Annotated in this window: 15 protein-coding genes; 7 read left to right on the top strand and 8 right to left on the bottom strand. The window is 43.0% G+C overall.

Annotated elements, in window-relative coordinates:
- Positions 1-398: 398 nt before the first annotated feature.
- Entirely contained in the window at positions 399-764 is a 366-nt protein-coding gene (locus F6K46_RS17540) for a hypothetical protein (protein ID WP_293058048.1), read from the top strand.
- Between the two features lie 64 nt (positions 765-828).
- Positions 829-1980: a hypothetical protein gene (locus tag F6K46_RS17535; RefSeq protein ID WP_293058045.1), complete on the top strand. Its 1152-nt coding sequence runs from the start codon at positions 829-831 to the stop codon at positions 1978-1980.
- Positions 1981-2205: 225 nt separating this feature from the next.
- On the opposite strand, the gene F6K46_RS17530 is transcribed toward F6K46_RS17535, so the two are convergent.
- From F6K46_RS17530 to F6K46_RS17495, 8 genes are all read right to left on the bottom strand, one after another.
- Positions 2206-3354, bottom strand: a complete 1149-nt coding sequence (locus F6K46_RS17530; RefSeq protein ID WP_293058042.1) for an NAD(P)/FAD-dependent oxidoreductase — start codon at positions 3352-3354, stop codon at positions 2206-2208.
- A gap of 677 nt (positions 3355-4031) precedes the next feature.
- A complete protein-coding gene (locus tag F6K46_RS17525) occupies positions 4032-4871 on the bottom strand; it encodes a Uma2 family endonuclease (protein WP_293058039.1) in 840 nt (279 codons plus the stop codon).
- 224 nt (positions 4872-5095) lie between these two features.
- Positions 5096-6346: an NAD-dependent epimerase/dehydratase family protein gene (locus F6K46_RS17520; RefSeq protein WP_293058036.1), complete on the bottom strand. Its 1251-nt coding sequence runs from the start codon at positions 6344-6346 to the stop codon at positions 5096-5098.
- A gap of 187 nt (positions 6347-6533) precedes the next feature.
- Positions 6534-6869 carry a hypothetical protein gene (locus F6K46_RS17515; protein ID WP_075901103.1) on the bottom strand — a complete coding sequence of 112 codons (336 nt, stop codon included), beginning with the start codon at positions 6867-6869 and terminating at the stop codon, positions 6534-6536.
- 177 nt (positions 6870-7046) lie between these two features.
- Positions 7047-7802 carry a phosphoadenylyl-sulfate reductase gene (locus tag F6K46_RS17510; protein ID WP_198954314.1) on the bottom strand — a complete coding sequence of 252 codons (756 nt, stop codon included), beginning with the start codon at positions 7800-7802 and terminating at the stop codon, positions 7047-7049.
- Between the two features lie 472 nt (positions 7803-8274).
- The gene (gene crtB, locus F6K46_RS17505) at positions 8275-9204 is read right to left on the bottom strand and encodes a 15-cis-phytoene synthase CrtB (RefSeq protein WP_075901101.1); all 930 of its coding nucleotides are present in this window, start codon (positions 9202-9204) and stop codon (positions 8275-8277) included.
- A 42-nt stretch (positions 9205-9246) separates the two neighbouring features.
- On the bottom strand, positions 9247-10725 hold the full coding sequence (gene pds / locus F6K46_RS17500) for a 15-cis-phytoene desaturase (RefSeq protein ID WP_075901099.1): 1479 nt from the start codon (positions 10723-10725) through the stop codon (positions 9247-9249).
- A gap of 232 nt (positions 10726-10957) precedes the next feature.
- Positions 10958-11320 carry a DUF4870 domain-containing protein gene (locus F6K46_RS17495; RefSeq protein ID WP_081431251.1) on the bottom strand — a complete coding sequence of 121 codons (363 nt, stop codon included), beginning with the start codon at positions 11318-11320 and terminating at the stop codon, positions 10958-10960.
- A 486-nt stretch (positions 11321-11806) separates the two neighbouring features.
- On the opposite strand from F6K46_RS17495, the gene prfC reads away from it, so the two are divergent.
- The 5 genes from prfC (at position 11807) to F6K46_RS17470 (ending at position 19193) form a co-directional block, all read left to right on the top strand.
- Positions 11807-13435: a peptide chain release factor 3 gene (gene prfC / locus F6K46_RS17490; protein WP_293058031.1), complete on the top strand. Its 1629-nt coding sequence runs from the start codon at positions 11807-11809 to the stop codon at positions 13433-13435.
- A gap of 1123 nt (positions 13436-14558) precedes the next feature.
- Positions 14559-15608, top strand: coding sequence for a glycosyltransferase family 2 protein (locus tag F6K46_RS17485; protein WP_075901097.1), 1050 nt, complete (start codon positions 14559-14561; stop codon positions 15606-15608).
- 124 nt (positions 15609-15732) lie between these two features.
- A complete protein-coding gene (locus tag F6K46_RS17480) occupies positions 15733-17325 on the top strand; it encodes a hypothetical protein (protein ID WP_293058027.1) in 1593 nt (530 codons plus the stop codon).
- Positions 17326-17687: 362 nt separating this feature from the next.
- Positions 17688-18137, top strand: a complete 450-nt coding sequence (locus tag F6K46_RS17475; protein ID WP_293058024.1) for a helix-turn-helix domain-containing protein — start codon at positions 17688-17690, stop codon at positions 18135-18137.
- Between the two features lie 102 nt (positions 18138-18239).
- Positions 18240-19193 carry a lysylphosphatidylglycerol synthase transmembrane domain-containing protein gene (locus F6K46_RS17470; RefSeq protein ID WP_293058019.1) on the top strand — a complete coding sequence of 318 codons (954 nt, stop codon included), beginning with the start codon at positions 18240-18242 and terminating at the stop codon, positions 19191-19193.
- The last annotated feature ends 35 nt before the right edge of the window (positions 19194-19228 follow it).

Raw genomic sequence — 19228 nt, 5'->3', positions numbered from 1 at the left:
CTTGCTAGTTATTAATTCGATCCCCCCCAGCCCCCCTTCACAAAGGGGGGAGAATCCAGAAGTCCCCCTTATTAAGGGGGATTTAGGGGATCGGAACTTATGGTATTTGTAAATACAACTTAGGTTTTTTAACAAACACAATCGTTATCGCAGCAAGAAAGGTCGTCTAAGAACAAACCTTGTCGGCGATAGGCTTCCAATAGAGTTGTGTCGATCATAGGCACAAACAAATCCGTATAAAACGCGCTTTAAGGAAATTATACAGAAAATTTCCGTATAACATCCCTATGCAGAGTGTTATGCGGATGAAATCTTAAGAAAATCCGTATTGGGGGTGATTAGATGGAAAAAATCCGTATAATTCATAGTTAGCTTGCTAAGTTCTTGAGAGAAATGATATGGAGTTAAGGGAAATTAGCAAATTGGAAAGAGAGGAAATAGAGGAGTATCTTTTCTTGGATGAAGATGAGCTTTATTCATTAATACCAGCCTATTCGGACAAGTACAAAGGGAATCTATTTTTACCATCAGGAGAAAAGGAAGCGGGGAGAAAAGAATTTCAAAATTTGCGACAACTTATTTATGATAAGGTTTGTAAGGAATGGGAATTCTGTAATAGAATTGATGACCCTATACTGGCTGACAATATTAATTTGGTTATTGCTATTGCTGATATTATTACGCCATTTTTAATAGGATTTCCACCTTTTGTTATTGCTTCTCTTGTAGTAAAAATTGGCATCAGAAAGTTCTGCGATTGCTGAAGATTATTATGCTATAAATTATATCTGCAATCATTCGAGTCACACTAGGTAGCTACATCAAGCTATGTTTTTAGGAAAGCTCTTAAAGGTAATTTTTAGGGAAATTAGTTATCGAACAAGGAAATCATTTAATCCCGCTGGAAATGATTTAAATAGTTGTGTTGAAGAATCGCAAAGTCCTAGTATATTTCTTGGAATTGTTGATGGTTCTGAATTTAATAGTATTAGCATAGGAATCATCAATGCCCATAAACATACTGTTTCGTATAAATCTTTTTCTTTGATTGAAACATCTCTATTAGAGACTCGAGCATTGCTAAATGAAGATAAATCCATATCAGAACTAGAAGCCATAGCTGATTTTCTTAGAGATCAAGTACTTGAACCAGAAAATGCTCAAGTATTAATGGAAATTCCCTCAGCTATTTTGGATGTTAACTCTCTGTATTTGAAAATACTATTATTGTTATCTAGAAAAGGATATTGTGGTTTTGAAATTAAATTTATTGAAAAGAATAAGCATGTTCAATTAGGATTTCAGTACTTTATATCATATGACCAAGGAGAAATTCCTGTTACTTATCTGGTATCCGAAAAGGTAAGACTAACAGCTCGGATCGATCACGGAGTCATATACCTTCAAAAGAATATGTCTAAAGCCTACGCACAACTTTTGCTTGGTGCTTCTCCATCTTCTGAATGTGTTGCGGTATTTGCTGCTTTGATAGCAAAAAACAAAAACCTTTACTACTTTCTCAATTCAGAAGGTCAGGTGCAAAGCTCTAAAGACTTACTCGAGTTTATGAGAAATCATGAAGAAGGTTATCCTACTGCCGTGATTGCTGGTAGTGAGGTGTTTGTAACTCTAAAGCTTCCAATCACTGAGCAAGGTAAGATTGAAAAAATACCCTTGAAGTACGCAGTAGCAAAGAAGCAGTATAACTTTTTAGGTGAAGATAATGCCTTGAAGTTCGCTCTTCTGAATGTTTGTAAGCTTTGGAAGATTCGGTTATACTGCTTATCCTTTCATGAAAAAAATGGAGCTAGGCTCCTGAACTCTGATACCAATTTTTTAAATCCAGATACAGATGATTTCTTTCCTTTGCCGAAACGATACGTGATCTATGAACCTTCAAAAGAGCTTGGCTTGGTAGAATCTAATGCACTACTAGTGAGTATCAATAAAATCCAAAGAAAGCATTCCGGTTTGGATTAAGAGTGCAAGGAAGTTCCGTGAAATACATTGATGTTGCCAAAATGTAACCTAACCCTTAATTTTAACATGGAACTGTAAACATATTGCTAACGATCAAATTTGCAGCGAATCAAGACGAGAGGTCGTACTTCATAAGCTGTGAAATCACGCACTACCGCTCAATTCCGCAAAATGTTTGCTGATTTGCCTCAGCAGGTTCAACAACAAGCCCGTGCAGCTTATAGTTCAACAAACACAATCGTTATTACAGCAAGAAAGGTCATCTAAGAACAAACCTTCTCGGCGATAGGCTTCCAATGGACTTGGATCGATTCCCAGACGTTGAGCGATCGCATTTCCTACCACAGCAAATCGCTGCCGAAATTTATAAATGAAACAAAAAATTATATCGCCGTGACGCACTGAAGGACCGACGACAAATAATCCTGGAGTTAGGGTAGACTCATCTTCTTGAGTCAGGGCTGCATAGCCATTTGTCCAGTCAAATAGAGGTGCGATTTGTTTTAAACTGCTGTTAAATCCCGTACAGAGAATTGGCGGTGTGGAACTAAACCACTGTTCGTACTCGCTCTCCACCACATATCCTTTTTTTACTGCTTTGACTGCTTCAATGTGCTGTTCTCCAATTAGTTCGACCCGACCCATAGAATAAGCTATTTCTAAACGTTTTAGACTATAAGGAGACAGAGAAACACTAGGATCTGAGTCTAAGTTTAACCAGCTACTCTGGCGATCGATTAACTTTACTTTTTTCCCTAATGCTGCCAAATTTGACGCTGCATCTACACCGCTTTCATAGCCTCCCACAACTACAAATTCTTTCCCCTTAAGCTCTGTCCAAGAACGTATTTGGGAATTATGAATGCAGAATTCTGCTCCTGGAAACGGATTAAGATTGGGATATTGAAACTCTCCTGCTGCCCAAATCACAAACTGCGATCTCAGCGAAGCTGAGGCACTGCGTGAACGCAACTCGCCTTTAGAAGTTTCCAAGACAAAGCCTTTGCCTTGAGGTAAAGCTGCAATAGTTTTCACATTTGTCTCGGTTTTTATAGGTAGTTGAAAATGCTCTGCTACAGTCTCCAAATATAGGGCATATTCTTTCCCCGAAAGATGTTCCTTTCTGAAACTGAGGGCAGGAGAAGTATTTAAAACTACTGCGTTGAGATCCAGCAATCCAAAACCATGACTGGGAAACGACGGCGTAATGAATCGCATTTCTTCAGCCCAACGCCTAAAAGAAGCCCCTACTTGATGTCGTTCTAAAATGACAAAGTTTTCAATTCCTAAATATTTTAAGACTACTGCACAGCCAATTCCAGCAGCCCCAGCCCCCACAATTACAACGTCAAAACGCTCGTTAGTTTTGTTCACCAGCAGACAATCTCGAATAGATACTTTATGACAATTATAATCATTCTATAAAAAAAAGCTAGCTTTCTAACAAACAATATTGGTGAGGCAGTGGTAAACCATGATTGTTCACGGGATGACAAGGCAATTGAAAGTCATACAGGTGTTAGGTTTTAGGGGTTAGGTGTTAGGTAACAATGTCCGTGCGGGTATGGATTGATAAAAACTATCATTGACGAAGTATGCGTGAAAATTGCTTCAACTGCTGGTAAATACAAATGACTCCGATGCGCTCATTTTCCCCAAAACCTAAAACCTAAAACCCAACACCTATCTAGGTTTGAGCTTTGTTGTCACCCCGTGAGCCATGATTGACATCCTCCCACCGCTAAACTCCTTACGTCGCTATAGGGCGTTGCGAGAGCAAATGGACAAAAAACGACGCTGGACGTATTATTAGAATAATCAAACTAAATACTCCAGAACTGAACTAAGCGTATAAGTGGACTTATATCAAATCCGTTTGTCAAAACCCTTTTATAAAAATCGACCAAATCTTTGTATTCCAGGAATCTATGGCTATGCAGATAAGGGGGGTTTGGGAACAGGATTTTGTATGAGACGGCTATTGCTATATGCGTTCGCGTAGCGGCTCGTACCGAGCATCGGCTTTTCTATTCTGCTGCCAACGGCACCTTTTACACCTCTCCTGGGTCAATCCCCAGCTGTCGCAGACGTTCTGCTAATCTCGCTGCCTGCTGTTGAGCAATTTCTTTTTCCTGGCGTTCGAGTTGAGCTTCTTGTTCAGCCTCCTGCAATTGCTGCTGAGTCTGCTGCAACTGGTGCTGAGTCTGCTGCAACTGGTGCTGAGTCTGTTGAGCCTGTTCAGAGCCTGTGGGAATCCAGTTCCCTAATTCATCATACCAGCGTAACCATCGTCCATTCACCTCTTGGTATGACCCAGACCATACTCCTAAGCCCAGTCCTAATTCTGGGAGCCAGAATCTTTCGGTGTCCAATCTTACCTGTTGATAGTTTAAGCCTTTCAACTCAAAAATTCTTAACTCATTGGTGTATCGGCTAAACACGACATAATAAGGAATACGAAGGATACGTTCATAAACCTCCCACTTACTTGGAGGTTGATCGATATCCCGTAGGGTTTGCCCTAAATCTTCTGATTCCGTCGTTGGAGAGAGCAACTCCACTACGATAAATGGACTCACCCCTTCCTGCCACATCACATAACTCAACCGTAAGTCTCGCTGTTCATAAAACCGAGACACCCCAACTACCCCAAACCAGTCCGGTCGTTTGTACCATTGAGGATGGCGCACATCATAGTAAAGATTTAAGTCAGCCCCCACAAAGATCTGATCCCTTGGGTAACTCGGTGGGCAGAACGTCTCCCGTAATAGCTGAGGTTGAAAATCATGAAACTCGTCTGGCAAACCTGGTTCCTCTGGATCTTCACTAGGGAGATCATACATCGTCGGTAGGGTTTCCTTTGCCGGACGAGGGGGGTCAGTTTGATACATAACAGACAATCGGATCAACTAGTTTTAGGGTAGCAAGACGTTTCACTACTGATGAACTTATTAAGATTGCCAGAGTTTCAGATACTTTGAGCAGTCAGTAATGGTGCTACGCCCATGCTGTCCTTGTGATCAGCTATTAGTTGCAAGGCCAACAGAACCAGACTGACCATAAAAAGCTGACCGCTCAAGGTAAGATGTGCTCCCACTTACGCGCTACCTAATTCTTAACTGGCACCTACACCCACCGCCGTTTTGTCGGATGTGGTTTGAGCAGAAGTTTCGTCAGCCATACTCACCCCATTGCCCTTCTGCCGCCACAGTGATGTACAGATAATCTTCGAGCGATCGCAACGATCGACATATTTAGCTGCAATCTCGATTACCTCTTGCATCAGACCCTTAACCAAGGTGGTTGGTTTGAGACCCATTTCTAAGAAGCATTTATTCTCCACAGCCAGTTCATTTTCTGCTGATTCGTTTCTTGGGTTCTCTAGATAGGCTATTTCCGCCCCAGTGATATCAGACACAATCTGTGCCAAATCCCGCACCCGATGGGTTTCGGTCATCTGATTCAAGATTTTCACCCTGTCCCCAGAAGCCGGAGGATTTGCGATCGCTAACTCTATACACCGCACCGTATCTTGAATATGGATAAATGCCCTGGTTTGACCCCCTGTTCCATGTACTGTCAACGGATGACCAATCGCTGACTGCATCAGGAACCGATTTAGGACCGTACCATAGTCTCCATCGTAATCAAACCGATTAATTAGCCGTTCATCCAGCTTTGTCTGCTTGGTCTGAGTTCCCCAAACAATCCCCTGATGCAGGTCAGTGATCCGTACCCCATCATTCTTGTTGTAGTAAGAGAAAAACAGCTGGTCCTGAGTTTTGGTCATGTGATAGATACTGCCCGGATTGGCTGGGTACAAGATCTGCTGCTGTACCATTTTCCCCTCATCCGTAGTCACCTGGATATCTAAATACCCTTCCGGAATCTTCATCCCAGCAGTACCATAACCATAGACTCCCATGGTTCCTAAATGGACCACATGTATATCCAAACCCGATTCCACAATCGCAGCTAGCAGATTATTGGTCGCATTCAAGTTATTATCTACCGTGTAGCGCTTATGGCTAGATGACTTCATCGAATAAGGTGCAGCCCGCTGTTCGGCAAAATGAATCACCACATCCGGTTGATAGGTTAGGAATAGATTGAGTAAGCGATCATAGTCTTTCGCTACATTGAAGTTATAGAACTGGATTTGTTTGCCAGAAACCTCAAGCCATGTCTTGAGACGAGTGGACATCGGCTGGTAAGGTGTTAAGGAACTCACTTCCAACTCATTATCAATGTTGCGTCGTGACAAGTTATCAACAATTACAATGTCATGACCACTATCAGATAGATGGAGAGCTGTGGGCCAACCACAAAATCCGTCACCGCCTAAAACTACAACTTTTTTCATCATCAACTCCTAGTTGTTTGCTTAAATGGTCTTTGTTGGTTGAATTGTCAGCGAGCTGCGACTATAGTATCCCGCTTTGGTAATTAACCGAGAACCAATCGAGAACCGATATATTTCCATCACCGGACTTCGTCGAGCTACGCTAACATGACCTGATCACCCCAGTGTTACGATTACAGCAATCAGTTTTTTAGATGAAATCTAGTTCAGGGTATCGATCCATGATCTCCGATACCTCTTCCCTTTCAGAAGTCTTGTGATTCAAGATTTCCTTGAAGAAACGAACATAAGTGCTATAGACTTGGGTCGAACCGTCATCATGATCAACAATGAAGAAAGGGGCTGCTTCTACCCCGTGCTTTATAGCTAGATCTAGTCCCTCGCTAGATTGCTGACGCTCATCAGCAACCACAATCTGGTCTATTCGATCCATCAATCCTTTTTTTTCAAGTTTTTCTACCACATTGACGCACTTGCGACAGAAATTACCGTCCTTGTTGATTTTTTTTACTAACGTGATTTTCATTCTGTAGTATTCAATACTGAGTTGTTTTTCAAAAGCGTAATAAAGAAATTATCACAACCCACTCCCCACTTCTACCTAAAAATTAGGATTTCAACCGCAACTTATTGATTGTGCCGCAATGCTTAAGTACCTGAACTGAAATTTTTTACCTAGTCTGTTAATTTCCGTGAGGGTTGCTCAAACCCTTACTGTTTGGTGTTCCTTCTTCGTCATTACCTGTTCTGTAGTGTTGTGTAAGCCACACTCTTTTTCTTTCTGCCCTTCCCACCACCAGCGACCTTCCCGTTCATGCTGATTGGGCAGAATTGGGCGAGTACAGGGTTCGCAGCCAATGCTAACGAAACCTTTAGCGTGCAATTGATTGTAAGGCACATCATTAGTGCGGATGTATTTCCACACCTGTTCAGAACTCCAGTTAGCTAGGGGGTTAAATTTAATCAGGGTTCGTTCTTGGGTCGAGAACGCCTTGTCTACCTGGACAACAGGGATATTAGCGCGAGTACTAGGACTCTGATCCTTTCGCTGACCCGTAATCCAAGCATCTAGCTTAGCCAGTTGGCGACGCAAGGGAGCCACTTTGCGAATACCACAGCACTCTTTGTGACCATCCTGGTAGAAACTGAACAACCCCTTTTGTTTAACCAGTGCTTCCACTGCATCCGTTTCCGGGAAAATCACCTCCAGTGGAATTCCATAGTGCTGTCTTACCTTCTCAAGTAGTTGGTAAGTCTCGGAGTGCAAGCGACCCGTGTCGAGGGAGAACACGTTCACATCTGGCTTAATCTTGGATGCCATATCCACAAGAACTACATCCTCCGCACCACTGAAAGAGATCGCGATGTTGTCAAATTTGTCAAGAGCCAGTTTCAGGATTTCCTGAGGACTCTTGTGGGCGTATTCGGATTCCAAATAAACAACATCCAGTTCAAACATGAACATCTCCTTACTATATGACAAAAGTGGTTGGACTTGCTGATTATACGACGTATCGATACCTTTATCCATCCTCAGCCTTCAGTTTTAAGCTCGTGTAATCGACCATAGTTCAGAAATTGTATATAGCACTTCAACGGCTGAAGTACATCCCTTGTGAAGAGACTTATAGCGCTTTGTAACCCGCGCTAATTATAAACCTCTATAAATGTTTGCTGCCAATAGGAAGAGTTTCAGTAAATCTTAAAGGGTAATAAATATCTTCCTTTACCCCTTGCCCTTTGATGTTCCCCCTTCCCCCTTCTCCTTTTCCAATCCCAAGCATTTGTAGCACCATTAAATAGAATTGATAGTATTTTCCTGTTGTATCCCACTCTTTTGCTGCCCTTGATCAACGGTAAAAAAAAACCCATCGATATCTAGGATGGGGATTTCTTGACAGATTGGCCATTAAGGATTTGCCATGGTTTGGCTATAAAACTTGTGCTCTGAGCCAGGCTATCGGTAAGGATAACATCTTACGGAGTTTGGGTACATAGGCTCTTTGGCTAAATACATCGTAATGGTTGTGTTCAATCACATTGAGAATTTTCTGATAGAGCATCAACGCAGACCAAACCGGCCAACGGGCATCACGGCTTAGGGCTCTAATACCTCTTTCTGCTTTGGTATAGTAATCCCTTGCCCGTTGAATTTGGAAACGCATCAGTTCCTGCCAACGGTCATCAACCACACCTTTGAACAAATCGTCCTCAGTGTAATTAAACCGTTCCATATCTTCTAAGGGTATGTAAATACGACCTCGTCTAGCATCCTCTCCAATATCTCGGAGGATGTTAGTTAGCTGATTGGCAATTCCTAATGCGATCGCTTCTCCCACTGGATTATAGGAATCTATTTGCTGATCCCAGGGTGCTTTACTAGTGGAGTTGTCAACCCCCAGTACAGAACTAGACATTAACCCCACCGTACCCGCCACCCGATAACAGTAAAGATTCAGTTCATCAAAGGTTTCATAGCGACTACGGTAGAGATCCATCTGCTGACCGGCAATCATATCCTTAAAGGGTTGAATATCTATGGGAAACCGTTCTAGGGTATCGACCAAAGCCACATCATAGTCATCGATGGGATGTCCGGCAAATATAGATTCCAGATGTTCTTCCCACTGATCTAGGGTTTCAGGAGTGGTTAAAGCCGCCTGGGGACCATCGACTAGTTCATCAGTTCGTCTGCACCAGACGTATATTGCCCAGATGGCTCGACGTTTTGCTTCTGGCATTAGTAGGGTGCCAAGATAAAACGTCTTAGAGTACTTCGCCGTAATCTGGCGGCATAATTCGTAGGATTTTGACCGGGAGGCCAGGTTTCTCATGGGCTGAGATTTGGGCAGTTGGAGCATTCTTAGCAACGTTGGAGATTGGAAGCTTTCAACTTTCATCCTTCAGCCCTCAGTACTGGCCCTTGGCATGGGTGAAGAGACTAACGGGGTGTCAATCTCTGCTTTCTGATTGCCGGCTAGTGGTTGAGCGCTGGTTTTTGAAAGCCTAGTGCTGTTGTTATTTATTGCCTGCGATGTCAGCTTACCAGAAAGTACGGCTCCTTCCATACTTGCTAGGTATCGTTGCATAGTGTAATCCCCGCTTAGGAAGAAATTGGTAATGGGTGTGTCTTGGGACGGACGGTGATTCTGGCGTCCTGGGGTTGCTTTATATACCGAACGGGGAGTCTTAACCACGTGGTATTTTAGCAGTTGAGCTGAGTTATCACTACCAAAATGCTTGGGGAACAGTTTCTCCAGTTCTGCTAGGGTGGCATTCACAATTTCGAGATCGGATTTGCCAATCCAATCTTTAGCAGGTGCTAAGACCAATTCCAACATTGAGCGATCAGGATTGGCGTACTCTTTGCAGGTATTGCTCATGTCAGCATAGACACTAAGCAGAGGTGATCGGGAAAATAACAGATGGTCAATATCCGTCAGTTTGCGGTCAAACCACATCTGCAGGTTAATGACCGGTACCCCCTCTAGCCCATCCAGCTGTTTAAAGAATTCCATTTCACCCCAAGGTGTGGGTATCATCAGCTTTAAAGGGTCTACCGGCATAGCTGATACATAAGCATCCGCTGTCAGAACTTGATCGGGCGCTCCATTCAATCCCCGGATCAAGAATCCACTAACAGTGTTGTCTGAATTGAGTAAAAATTCCTTAACTGGGGCATTCAAGCGTACTTCTCCCCCTCCCTGTGTGATATAATCAACTATGGGCTGGCAGAGTCGCTCGGTGGGAGAACCATCCAAGAATGCCATCTTGGAACCGTTCTTTTCCTGTAGGAAGCGGTTAAGAGCAGTTAGGATTACAGTGGACGAAATTTCATCAGGCCCAATAAAGTTTAGTGCCTTAGACATGGCGATAAAGACTTCCTTCTCTACTCGCGGTGGTACGTTCTGTTTTTTCAACCATTCCGAGAAGGAGTATTTGTCCATTTGTTCGACATACTTTTGCCCTTGAAGCATGGCCGGAATCAACCCTATCCCAAAGCGAATCTTCTCGGGCCAGGTCAGCATGTCGTTATTGCGCAGAATTGCCACAATCCCATTGACGGGAGCTGGTATATCCGGGAAGTCAAACCGGGAATAAGTTCCGGGTTGATTTGGCTGATTAAAGATCATGGTGTGCTCTTTCCACTGCAGCCGGTCTTCAATACCCAGTTCTTTAATTAGCTGCAGCATATTGGGATAGGCACCAAAAAATATATGGAGACCAGTTTCATACCAGTCTCCATCTTGATCTTTCCAGGCTGCCACTTTACCGCCTAAAACATTTCGTCGTTCTAGGACAATCGGGGTGTGACCAGCGTCGATTAGATATTTAGCACAGGAAAGCCCTGCTAGTCCGGCTCCAGCGATCGCAACTCGCATGTGATGGTAATACTGTAAATTTTTCGCTTAGGGGTGTTCTTCTCATTATACTTTGCATTTCGTTACATTTTACATCTTCCAGGTTTTTCTCAGGGGTGCAAAGAGGGGGAAGTCCGGGACGAACGAAATTCTTTGGTCTGATGGCATTTTTCTGGCCTACTGTAATACTCTTTCTGCAACCATGGCATGCTCCCCCCTGTTCACTCAGGTTCACTAAAACCCTAGCGCTAATTTAAATCACACGGAAAATAAATGGGTAGCGGTAGGATACATTGGGATCCCCAAGAATCTTGAGAATTGCCATAATCGGCAGTACCAAACTTAAAATAAATAACAGAGGCAGGAAAAGCCAACCAATCAGGATAATAGTCAAAGCCCCAAAAATTACCTCATATAGCCAGACATTGAAGTGAAAATTAAGGGACTCTTTGGCATTATCTTTGACTACTTGGTCATCGGATATTAACAAGATAGCCAGGGGAATTAACACGGATATAAATGAGACACTAATGAAAATTGCTCCGTGACATAATGCTGATAACAGCTTGCGCTTGTCGGGGTCATAGTTGATGTTATTTTTTTGGTCATACACCATAGCTTAGCTCCTTAATTTAGATAATAGATTTAATTTTTACTTACCAGTATTTTAGCGTTTATAACGCTATACGATAGGTCGTAAAGTCCGTCCCAAATTAGGGATGAAATCACGACATTGATGAGTTAGTAATTACTAGACTTATGGCAGAAGTAGGGAAAAGGAAATGGAAAAACAGGAATAGGGAAATTGGCTTGCTGGTTAGGTCTTTAAGAAAGACGTGAGTGTGTGGTGACCGGGTGGGTCGTGGGGCGCATAGAGAAATATACCTATTGGTCGTTAACAATTATCATTTATTCATTGTTTTCCGGTTTATATCCTGACGTGAAGTCCCAGGTTTGACCATGAAGTAAAAAATATATCCCTCTCAGGTAGGAAGTAGGGAATAGGGAAACAAAGCTGTGTAGATCCTTACTATCAGAAACGCTATAATATATAGAGAGTTATGTAAGAATTAAGCGAAAGTCCCCTATCTAGTCTTTTTGGATGTCCACTGAACTTGAAGCAGAATTGCTCAACGCTGTTGAACACCGCCGTAACTTTGCGATTATTTCCCACCCGGACGCGGGTAAAACCACATTGACAGAAAAATTATTACTCTATGGTGGAGCAATTCACGAAGCCGGAGCAGTGAAGGCACGGCGAGCTCAGCGCAAGGCAACCTCGGACTGGATGGAAATGGAGCAACAACGGGGAATTTCGATTACCTCCACGGTGTTGCAGTTTGCCTATCTCGACTGTCAGATTAATTTACTGGACACACCCGGACACCAAGATTTCAGTGAAGATACCTATCGCACTCTGGCAGCAGCTGATAATGCGGTGATGCTGATTGATGCAGCAAAGGGTCTAGAGCCCCAAACCCGCAAATTGTTTGAAGTGTGCAAAATGCGATCGCTTCCTATATTTACCTTTGTCAATAAGCTTGACCGTCCCGCACGAGAACCCCTAGAACTCCTCGATGAAATTGAACAGGAGCTGGGGTTACAAACCTATGGGGTCAACTGGCCGATTGGCATGGGCGATCGCTTTAAAGGAGTGTTTGACCGCCGAAGACAACAAATTCACTTGTTTGAACGCACCGCTCACGGATCCCGGGAGGCGAAGAATACGGTAGTTGATTTGGGAGACCCCCAGATTGAGCAGCTCCTAGAACAAGACTTATATTATCAACTAAAGGAAGAGTTAGAAATTCTCGATGGTGTTGGTCCAGACCTGGATTTAGAGCTGATTCATTCCGGTCAAATGACCCCTGTGTTCTTTGGCAGTGCCATGACTAATTTTGGGGTGCAGCTGTTTCTAGATGCTTTTTTGGACTATGCCCTCAAACCAGAATCTCGTAAATCCACAGTAGGCGATATTCCTCCAACTTATCCAGACTTTAGTGGCTTTGTGTTTAAGCTGCAAGCCAATATGGACCCCAAGCACCGGGATAGGGTGGCCTTTGTGCGGGTGTGTACGGGTAAGTTTGAAAAGGATATGACTGTCAGCCATGCTCGTACTGGTAAAACCGTCCGTTTGTCAAGACCCCAAAAGCTGTTTGCTCAAGACCGAGAATCCATTGATGTTGCCTATGCCGGGGATGTGATTGGTTTGAATAATCCAGGGGTGTTTGCCATTGGGGATACGATTTACAACGGTAAGAAGTTGGAGTATGAAGGTATTCCTTGTTTTTCCCCAGAGTTATTTGCTTATTTGAAGAATCCTAACCCCTCTAAGTTTAAGCAGTTCCAAAAAGGGGTCAAGGAGTTGCGGGAAGAAGGGGCTGTGCAAATTATGTACTCCGTTGATGAGTCCAAGCGGGACCCAATTCTGGCAGCAGTGGGACAGTTGCAATTTGAAGTAGTCCAGTTTCGCCTCAGAAATGAGTATGGCGTAGAGACTAGGTTGGATATGTTGCCCTATAGTGTGGCTCGTTGGGTAGCCGGTGGCTGGGGAGCCTTGGAAAAAGCTGGGCGTTTGTTTAATACCGTGACAGTCAAAGATAATTGGGGACGTCCAGTGCTATTGTTTAAGAATCAGTGGAATTTACAGCAAGTCGCAGGAGACCATCCAAAGTTGGATTTGAATTCTAGCGCCCCTGTGGTGTCTGGCTCTCAACCAAAGTCTACCTAGCATGATTGTGTTGCGATCGCTTAGTTTTGATAAAACCTAACGCTATAATAAACCCCGATAAGTGGTAAAATAGAGATGGGCAGTGCGATCGCTTAGTTTTTATAAAGTATAGCGCTATAGTAAACGCCCATAAGTGGTCATTATGATTAGCTTTGCAATCCCTTAATTGTGATTGAGTCTACTGCTATAAGAAACTTCGGTAAGTGGTAAGTTAATCATTAGCCATGGCATCACTTAGTTGTGATAAAACTTAGCGCTAGAGTAAAATCCGTTAGTGCTCAAATCCTGATCAGCGTTGTGATTGCTGAATAGAAATTAACCCTATCGCCCTTAATAAAATCCGATAAAATCCGATTGGTCAGCTAATTACAAACAATGTGATCCCTTAATTTTGATTAAGTCTATCGATATTGTAAAATTCGAGAGTGGTAAAATAATCACCAGTTTGGCGATCACGTAATTTAGAGCAATGCTATCGATAGCGTAGAATTCAATAGTGATCAAACTCTGATCAGTTTTGCCCTTGAATAATTGTGCTTAAAAATAGCGCTATAGTAATTAGCGAAAATTAGCCAACTAATTACAAGCAATAGGATTACTTAATTTTGCTCAAGCCTAGGATAGGGTGAAATTCGATAAGTGGTAAAGTAATAATTACCACTGCGATCGCTGAATTTTAATAAAATCTAGCGATATAGTAAACAATGAGAAGTAGTAGGCTAATGATTAGCAATGCGTTCGCGTAGCGTGGCCGTAGGCCAATCGCTTAATTTTTCTCAATCCTATCGATAGCGTAAAATTTCAGAGCGGTAACACTCTCATCAGCATTGCTATCACCTCATTTAACAAAAACTATAGCGCTATACTTATTGGAGACAACATATTTTTGTCTCACAAATCAAATATTTTAAAAACACAAACATTGCTCCCTACACTTCCCTCTCTTTACCTACTCCCTACTCCCTACTCCCTACTCCCTTGACTCCCTTGACTCCCAATTAAAAACTGCTATAATCCCCCAATAACCTACCATAATCAAGAAACCAAAACTCTTGTCCCTGCGTCTGCGATAATCAAAGGCACCAGAGTTTTTCCCATTTTTGAGCGTTAAGCGTCACCATCGATGACGAAACTAATTATTCAAATCCCCTGCTACAACGAAGAAAATAGCCTAGGGATTACCCTTTCGGTGCTTCCCCGTCAACTGAGGGGTGTAGATACCGTTGAGTGGCTAATTATCAATGATGGCAGTACAGACCGCACCGTAGACGTAGCCCGCTCCTATGGCGTAGACCACATTGTCAATTTTAAACACAATCAGGGACTAGCCAAAGCTTTCATGGCAGGAATAGAAGCTTGCTTGAAAGCCGATGCGGACATTATTGTCAATACCGATGCGGATAATCAGTACTGCGCTGATGACATTCCCAAACTCATACAACCTATTATATCAGGTCGAGCCGAAATAGTGATCGGGGCGCGACCGATTCAGAAGATTAAGCACTTCTCCCCCATTAAAAAGCGTCTACAAAAATTCGGGAGTTGGGTAGTCAGGATTGCTAGCAATACTAATATCATTGATGCTCCCAGTGGATTCCGAGCCTTTAGCCGAGAAGCCGCCTTAAAGCTAAATGTCTTTAATGAATACACCTACACCCTAGAAACTATCATTCAAGCTGGACAAAAAGGCATCGCTATCACCTCTGTCCCAATCCGCACCAATCGCTATTTACGCCCCTCCCGTCTAGTAAAGAGTATCAGTGCCTATGTTAAGCGATCGCTAATCACTATCCTGCGAATCTCCATGACCTACAACCCCCTGAGATTCTTTATCACCTTGGGGACAATTCCATTTACCCTAGGAACCTTACTGGGGATTCGTTGGTTAATTCTATACTTCGCTGGTACTCCCAAAGCTCACGTACCCAGCCTAGTTTTAGCTGCTATTCTGATTCTAATGGGCTTTCAACTGTGGATATTTGGCTTGGTGGCAGACCTAATGGCAGTCAATCGTCAACTTCTAGAAGATATCCAACTGCGACTACGCCGATTGGATGTTGACTCCAATCACACTCCCCATTTGCCATCAACTGGAAATCAAGCACAGCGGGAAAACCGAAAGGAGGGGAGAGAAGGAGAAGAATTTGCCAATAGTTTCTTGAATCAAGAATAGTTCTATTGTGATAGTGGGACGCTCTTAAGACTACTTGCTATAGTTGGAAACTCTTAAGACTACTTTTGGCTGAAAAGAATTAATCACTCTCGGACTGTCGGACTAACTCACTCAGCTGTAAATAATGACCAGAGACCTATTCGCCCGTCAAGCCCTAAACCAAATCCCTAAAATCCTTACTCTGCTAGACCGCAATCCCCACAGTCCCACTTACGGCTGCTTCGACCGTAACTTTTGGCACTATAAAATCATTGATTTCCCTAGTGGGATGGCACAGGAATTTGTCTGGCCTCTAGCACTAGCCTATCATACCGATTTACCAGATAACCCGTTCTACCAGCAACCAGTAATTCTCGATTGGGTCGAAGCAGGGATACTTTTTGCTGCATCCAGTTCCCATCCCGATGGCTCCTGTGATGATTATTTCCCTTTTGAGCGTGCTGCTGGAGCCGCTGCCTTTTCCTTATTGGCTAGCATCGAAAGTTACAAAGCCATGGGACTCCATAACCCCATTGCCTTACAATTCTTTGAAAAACGAGCAGATTGGCTAGCCCATCACATGGAAAGTGGACAGCTGAGCAACCACCAAGCCTTGATTGTCTTATGTTTAGACCTGCTATCGGAACTGTTGCATACCAATCAATGGGATAGAGCGCGATCGCAAAGACTAGAGCAAGTATTATCCTGGCAAAGTCCGGAAGGCTGGTTTATAGAATACGAAGGCTGCGACCCAGGCTACCACACCTTAACGATTTCCTGCCTAGCCAGGATTTATCTGTTGAGATTAGACCCACGCCTAAAAGAAGCTCTGATCAAAGCTGTCGAATTAGCCGCACAATTCATCCATCCCGATGGTTCTTATGGGGGAGAATACACTAGCCGTAACACTTACAACTTTTTTCCCCATGGCTTTGAATTAGTAGGACGCTGGTTTCCAGAAGCCCTAGAGATTAATGACCGCTTCTTGGTGGGATTAGCTAATGGTCTTGCTCCCTGTTACGCCGATGATCACATTATTGGTCACCATACCTGGAATTATCTCCTATCTTGGCGGGATTTTGTCAGCAACCGACCCAAACCAACTCCCCGTCCCAGTGGTCGCGTGTGGTTGAAAGACGCCAACATCCTAATTGACCGCCGTCGCGGTACAGAACTTTATTTAGCTTTGAATAAAGGAGGTGTTTTTAAGATATTTCGAGACAATCAATTAATTGCTTCAGATACCCATTTTTCCCTACTAGTACAAGAAAGAGGTAAATTTAAAAATGCCGTCGGTCATCTGATCGATGACTATCAAGTTAAAGTCAGTGAGGATGAAATTCTGATTGAGGGAAACTTGGGATGGGCGAAACAAAAGCAAATGACTCCAATGAATTTACTAATTCTGCGGGGAGTGATGTTAACGGTAGGACGCTTCTTTCCCAATTTAATTCGGAAATTATTACAGAAATTATTAATTACTGGTAAAAAAGACGCTCCCTTCTGCTTTCGCAGATATTTTTATTGGCAAGGTGAGCGATGGTTAGTAATTGATGAATTACAAGCTAAGTCTTGGAAATCGGTACAAAGTGTCGGAATTGGTGGGGACCAGACATCGATTTATGTAGTCATGAGTCGTACCTTTCAAGCAGGACAATTACAACCCTGGGTTGACCTAAGTGATGAGGTGCAAACCTTGGATGATTATGAATGGTTGAAGTTCGAGCAGCGTTTTTAAAATTAGGTAACTGGGAAAATATTTTTGAGTGCCTCAGTGGTCAAGTGTTGTGTGATCAATGCTTAGCCAAACTATAGCGCTATTAAAATTGTGGTGATTAGATCATGTCTTCCCTTTGCGTTGAAATTAATAGCGCTATATAAAACCACTAACAACACTGAATAAAGCTAGCGCCCTTATTAAGCTAACGACATCAAGGAACTAGTACTGTACTTTTCACTTCACCCTTAAAACTATAACGCTATATAAAAACTTGCCTATTAAATTATGTAACATTTTTAATAAAACACTAGCGCTATTTAAAAATCTGTGTTACAATAAGATTATAAAAAAACAATAGCGCTAGATTAAAAGGCAAAGACATGGCAGCACAACAGATAACTACAATTGGAACCACTCAAGCAGCTTATCTTTTAGGAATTTGTGTCCAACGAGTTCGCCAACTTCTCAAAAGCGGCAGAATTAAGGGCGCTCAAAAAGTTGGCAGATTTTGGCAAATTCCCCTATTTAACGGCATGCCCAGAGTCATTCCTGGTAAGCGTGGACCAAAAGGAACCTGGAAAAAAGTTGCTCAAAAGGTGGCGACTTACATCCATGTCAACCAGCACATTATTAAGGAAAATAGAAAATACGATACTTACAAGCCTGTTTTGACCGTCAAACAAGGCAACCGCAACACCTACGGTCATTATGTAGAAATCAAAGGTCCATCTCGGTTAGTCTATCAACCCAATTGTCCTAAGCATTGTGGGGCTACGGTGTGGCTAGAAGTTGACCCCGCTGTTGAAATTCTCACCAAAGTTTTTAGTTAGCATCAGATGTTGAAGGTTGTTCGCCTTTGGCGTTCCCCTAGGGTAGATTGAAGGTTGACCGTTGCCGGTTGCCTTTTGCCTTTTGCCTTTTGCTGCTAATCCATGAAACGACTAATCTCCATTGCCATCAGCCTAATCATCCTAGGGGTAATTTATACCAAAATTGACTTTCCCGAACTGATCGCTGTATTTAAAGAATGCGATCGCATGTGGATGGCGATTAGTCTGGGCATGGTGATTCCGATCACCCTGTTCACGGCTTGGCGACTGCAACAACTAATGCCTACAGGTTCCCAACTCCGATTTTGGGAAGCCAATCGCCTGATTTTAGCTGCCAGTACCCTGAATATGGTCTTGCCTTCCAAAATGGGAGATATTGCTAAAGCCTACTTTATGAAGCAGCGGGGTAATTTAGCTGGGAGCTTGTCGTTAGCCATCGTGATTTTCGAAAAAGCTTGTGACATGCTGTCTCTACTGCTATGGTGTGTCTTTGGTTTATTACTATATCCGGGCAAAAATGACTTCTTTTGGCTGATGACCGCTGGGATAATTTTCGGGTTAATTCTAGGGCTATTCCTGCTAAGCTCCCGCAAATTTGCCCATTTATTTTTCTTGCTGACAAAAAAAATTGCACCCAAAAAATTCCGCTCAAAGCTAGAAAAAATGCAAACCTCTTGGGGGGAAATGCACGGCTACTTCTGGCATGACCCCAAGCAGTTATTCAAAATTACCCTAACTTCAATTTTTATCTGGTTCTTACACTTATTGCAAATTTGGTTATTTATCCTCGCCCTCAACGCCTGGACACCCTTTTTAACTAATCTCGCTCTCTCCCCCCTAGCCATTCTAGCGGGATTGTTACCACTAACCTTTGCGGGGGTTGGCACCCGTGACGCTGCGCTAATTTTCTTCTACCAACCCTATTTTCCGGCTGCTACAGCTGCCGCCTTAGGGTTACTGTGTACTTCCCGCTACCTACTTCCAGCCATTGGTGGCTTACCTTTTCTAGGACAATATTTGACTACAGTGCGCGACTTGGGAAAAAAACCTTCTTAATTTGACTTTTGTCAAGGGGAGATCTATGTTAAATT

This window comes from Moorena sp. SIO3E8 (assembly GCF_010692445.1).
GTDB classification, from domain to species: Bacteria; Cyanobacteriota; Cyanobacteriia; order Cyanobacteriales; family Coleofasciculaceae; genus Moorena; species Moorena bouillonii.
The sequence above is the reverse complement of the archived record's forward strand: the minus strand, read 5'-3'. Positions and strand labels throughout refer to the sequence as shown.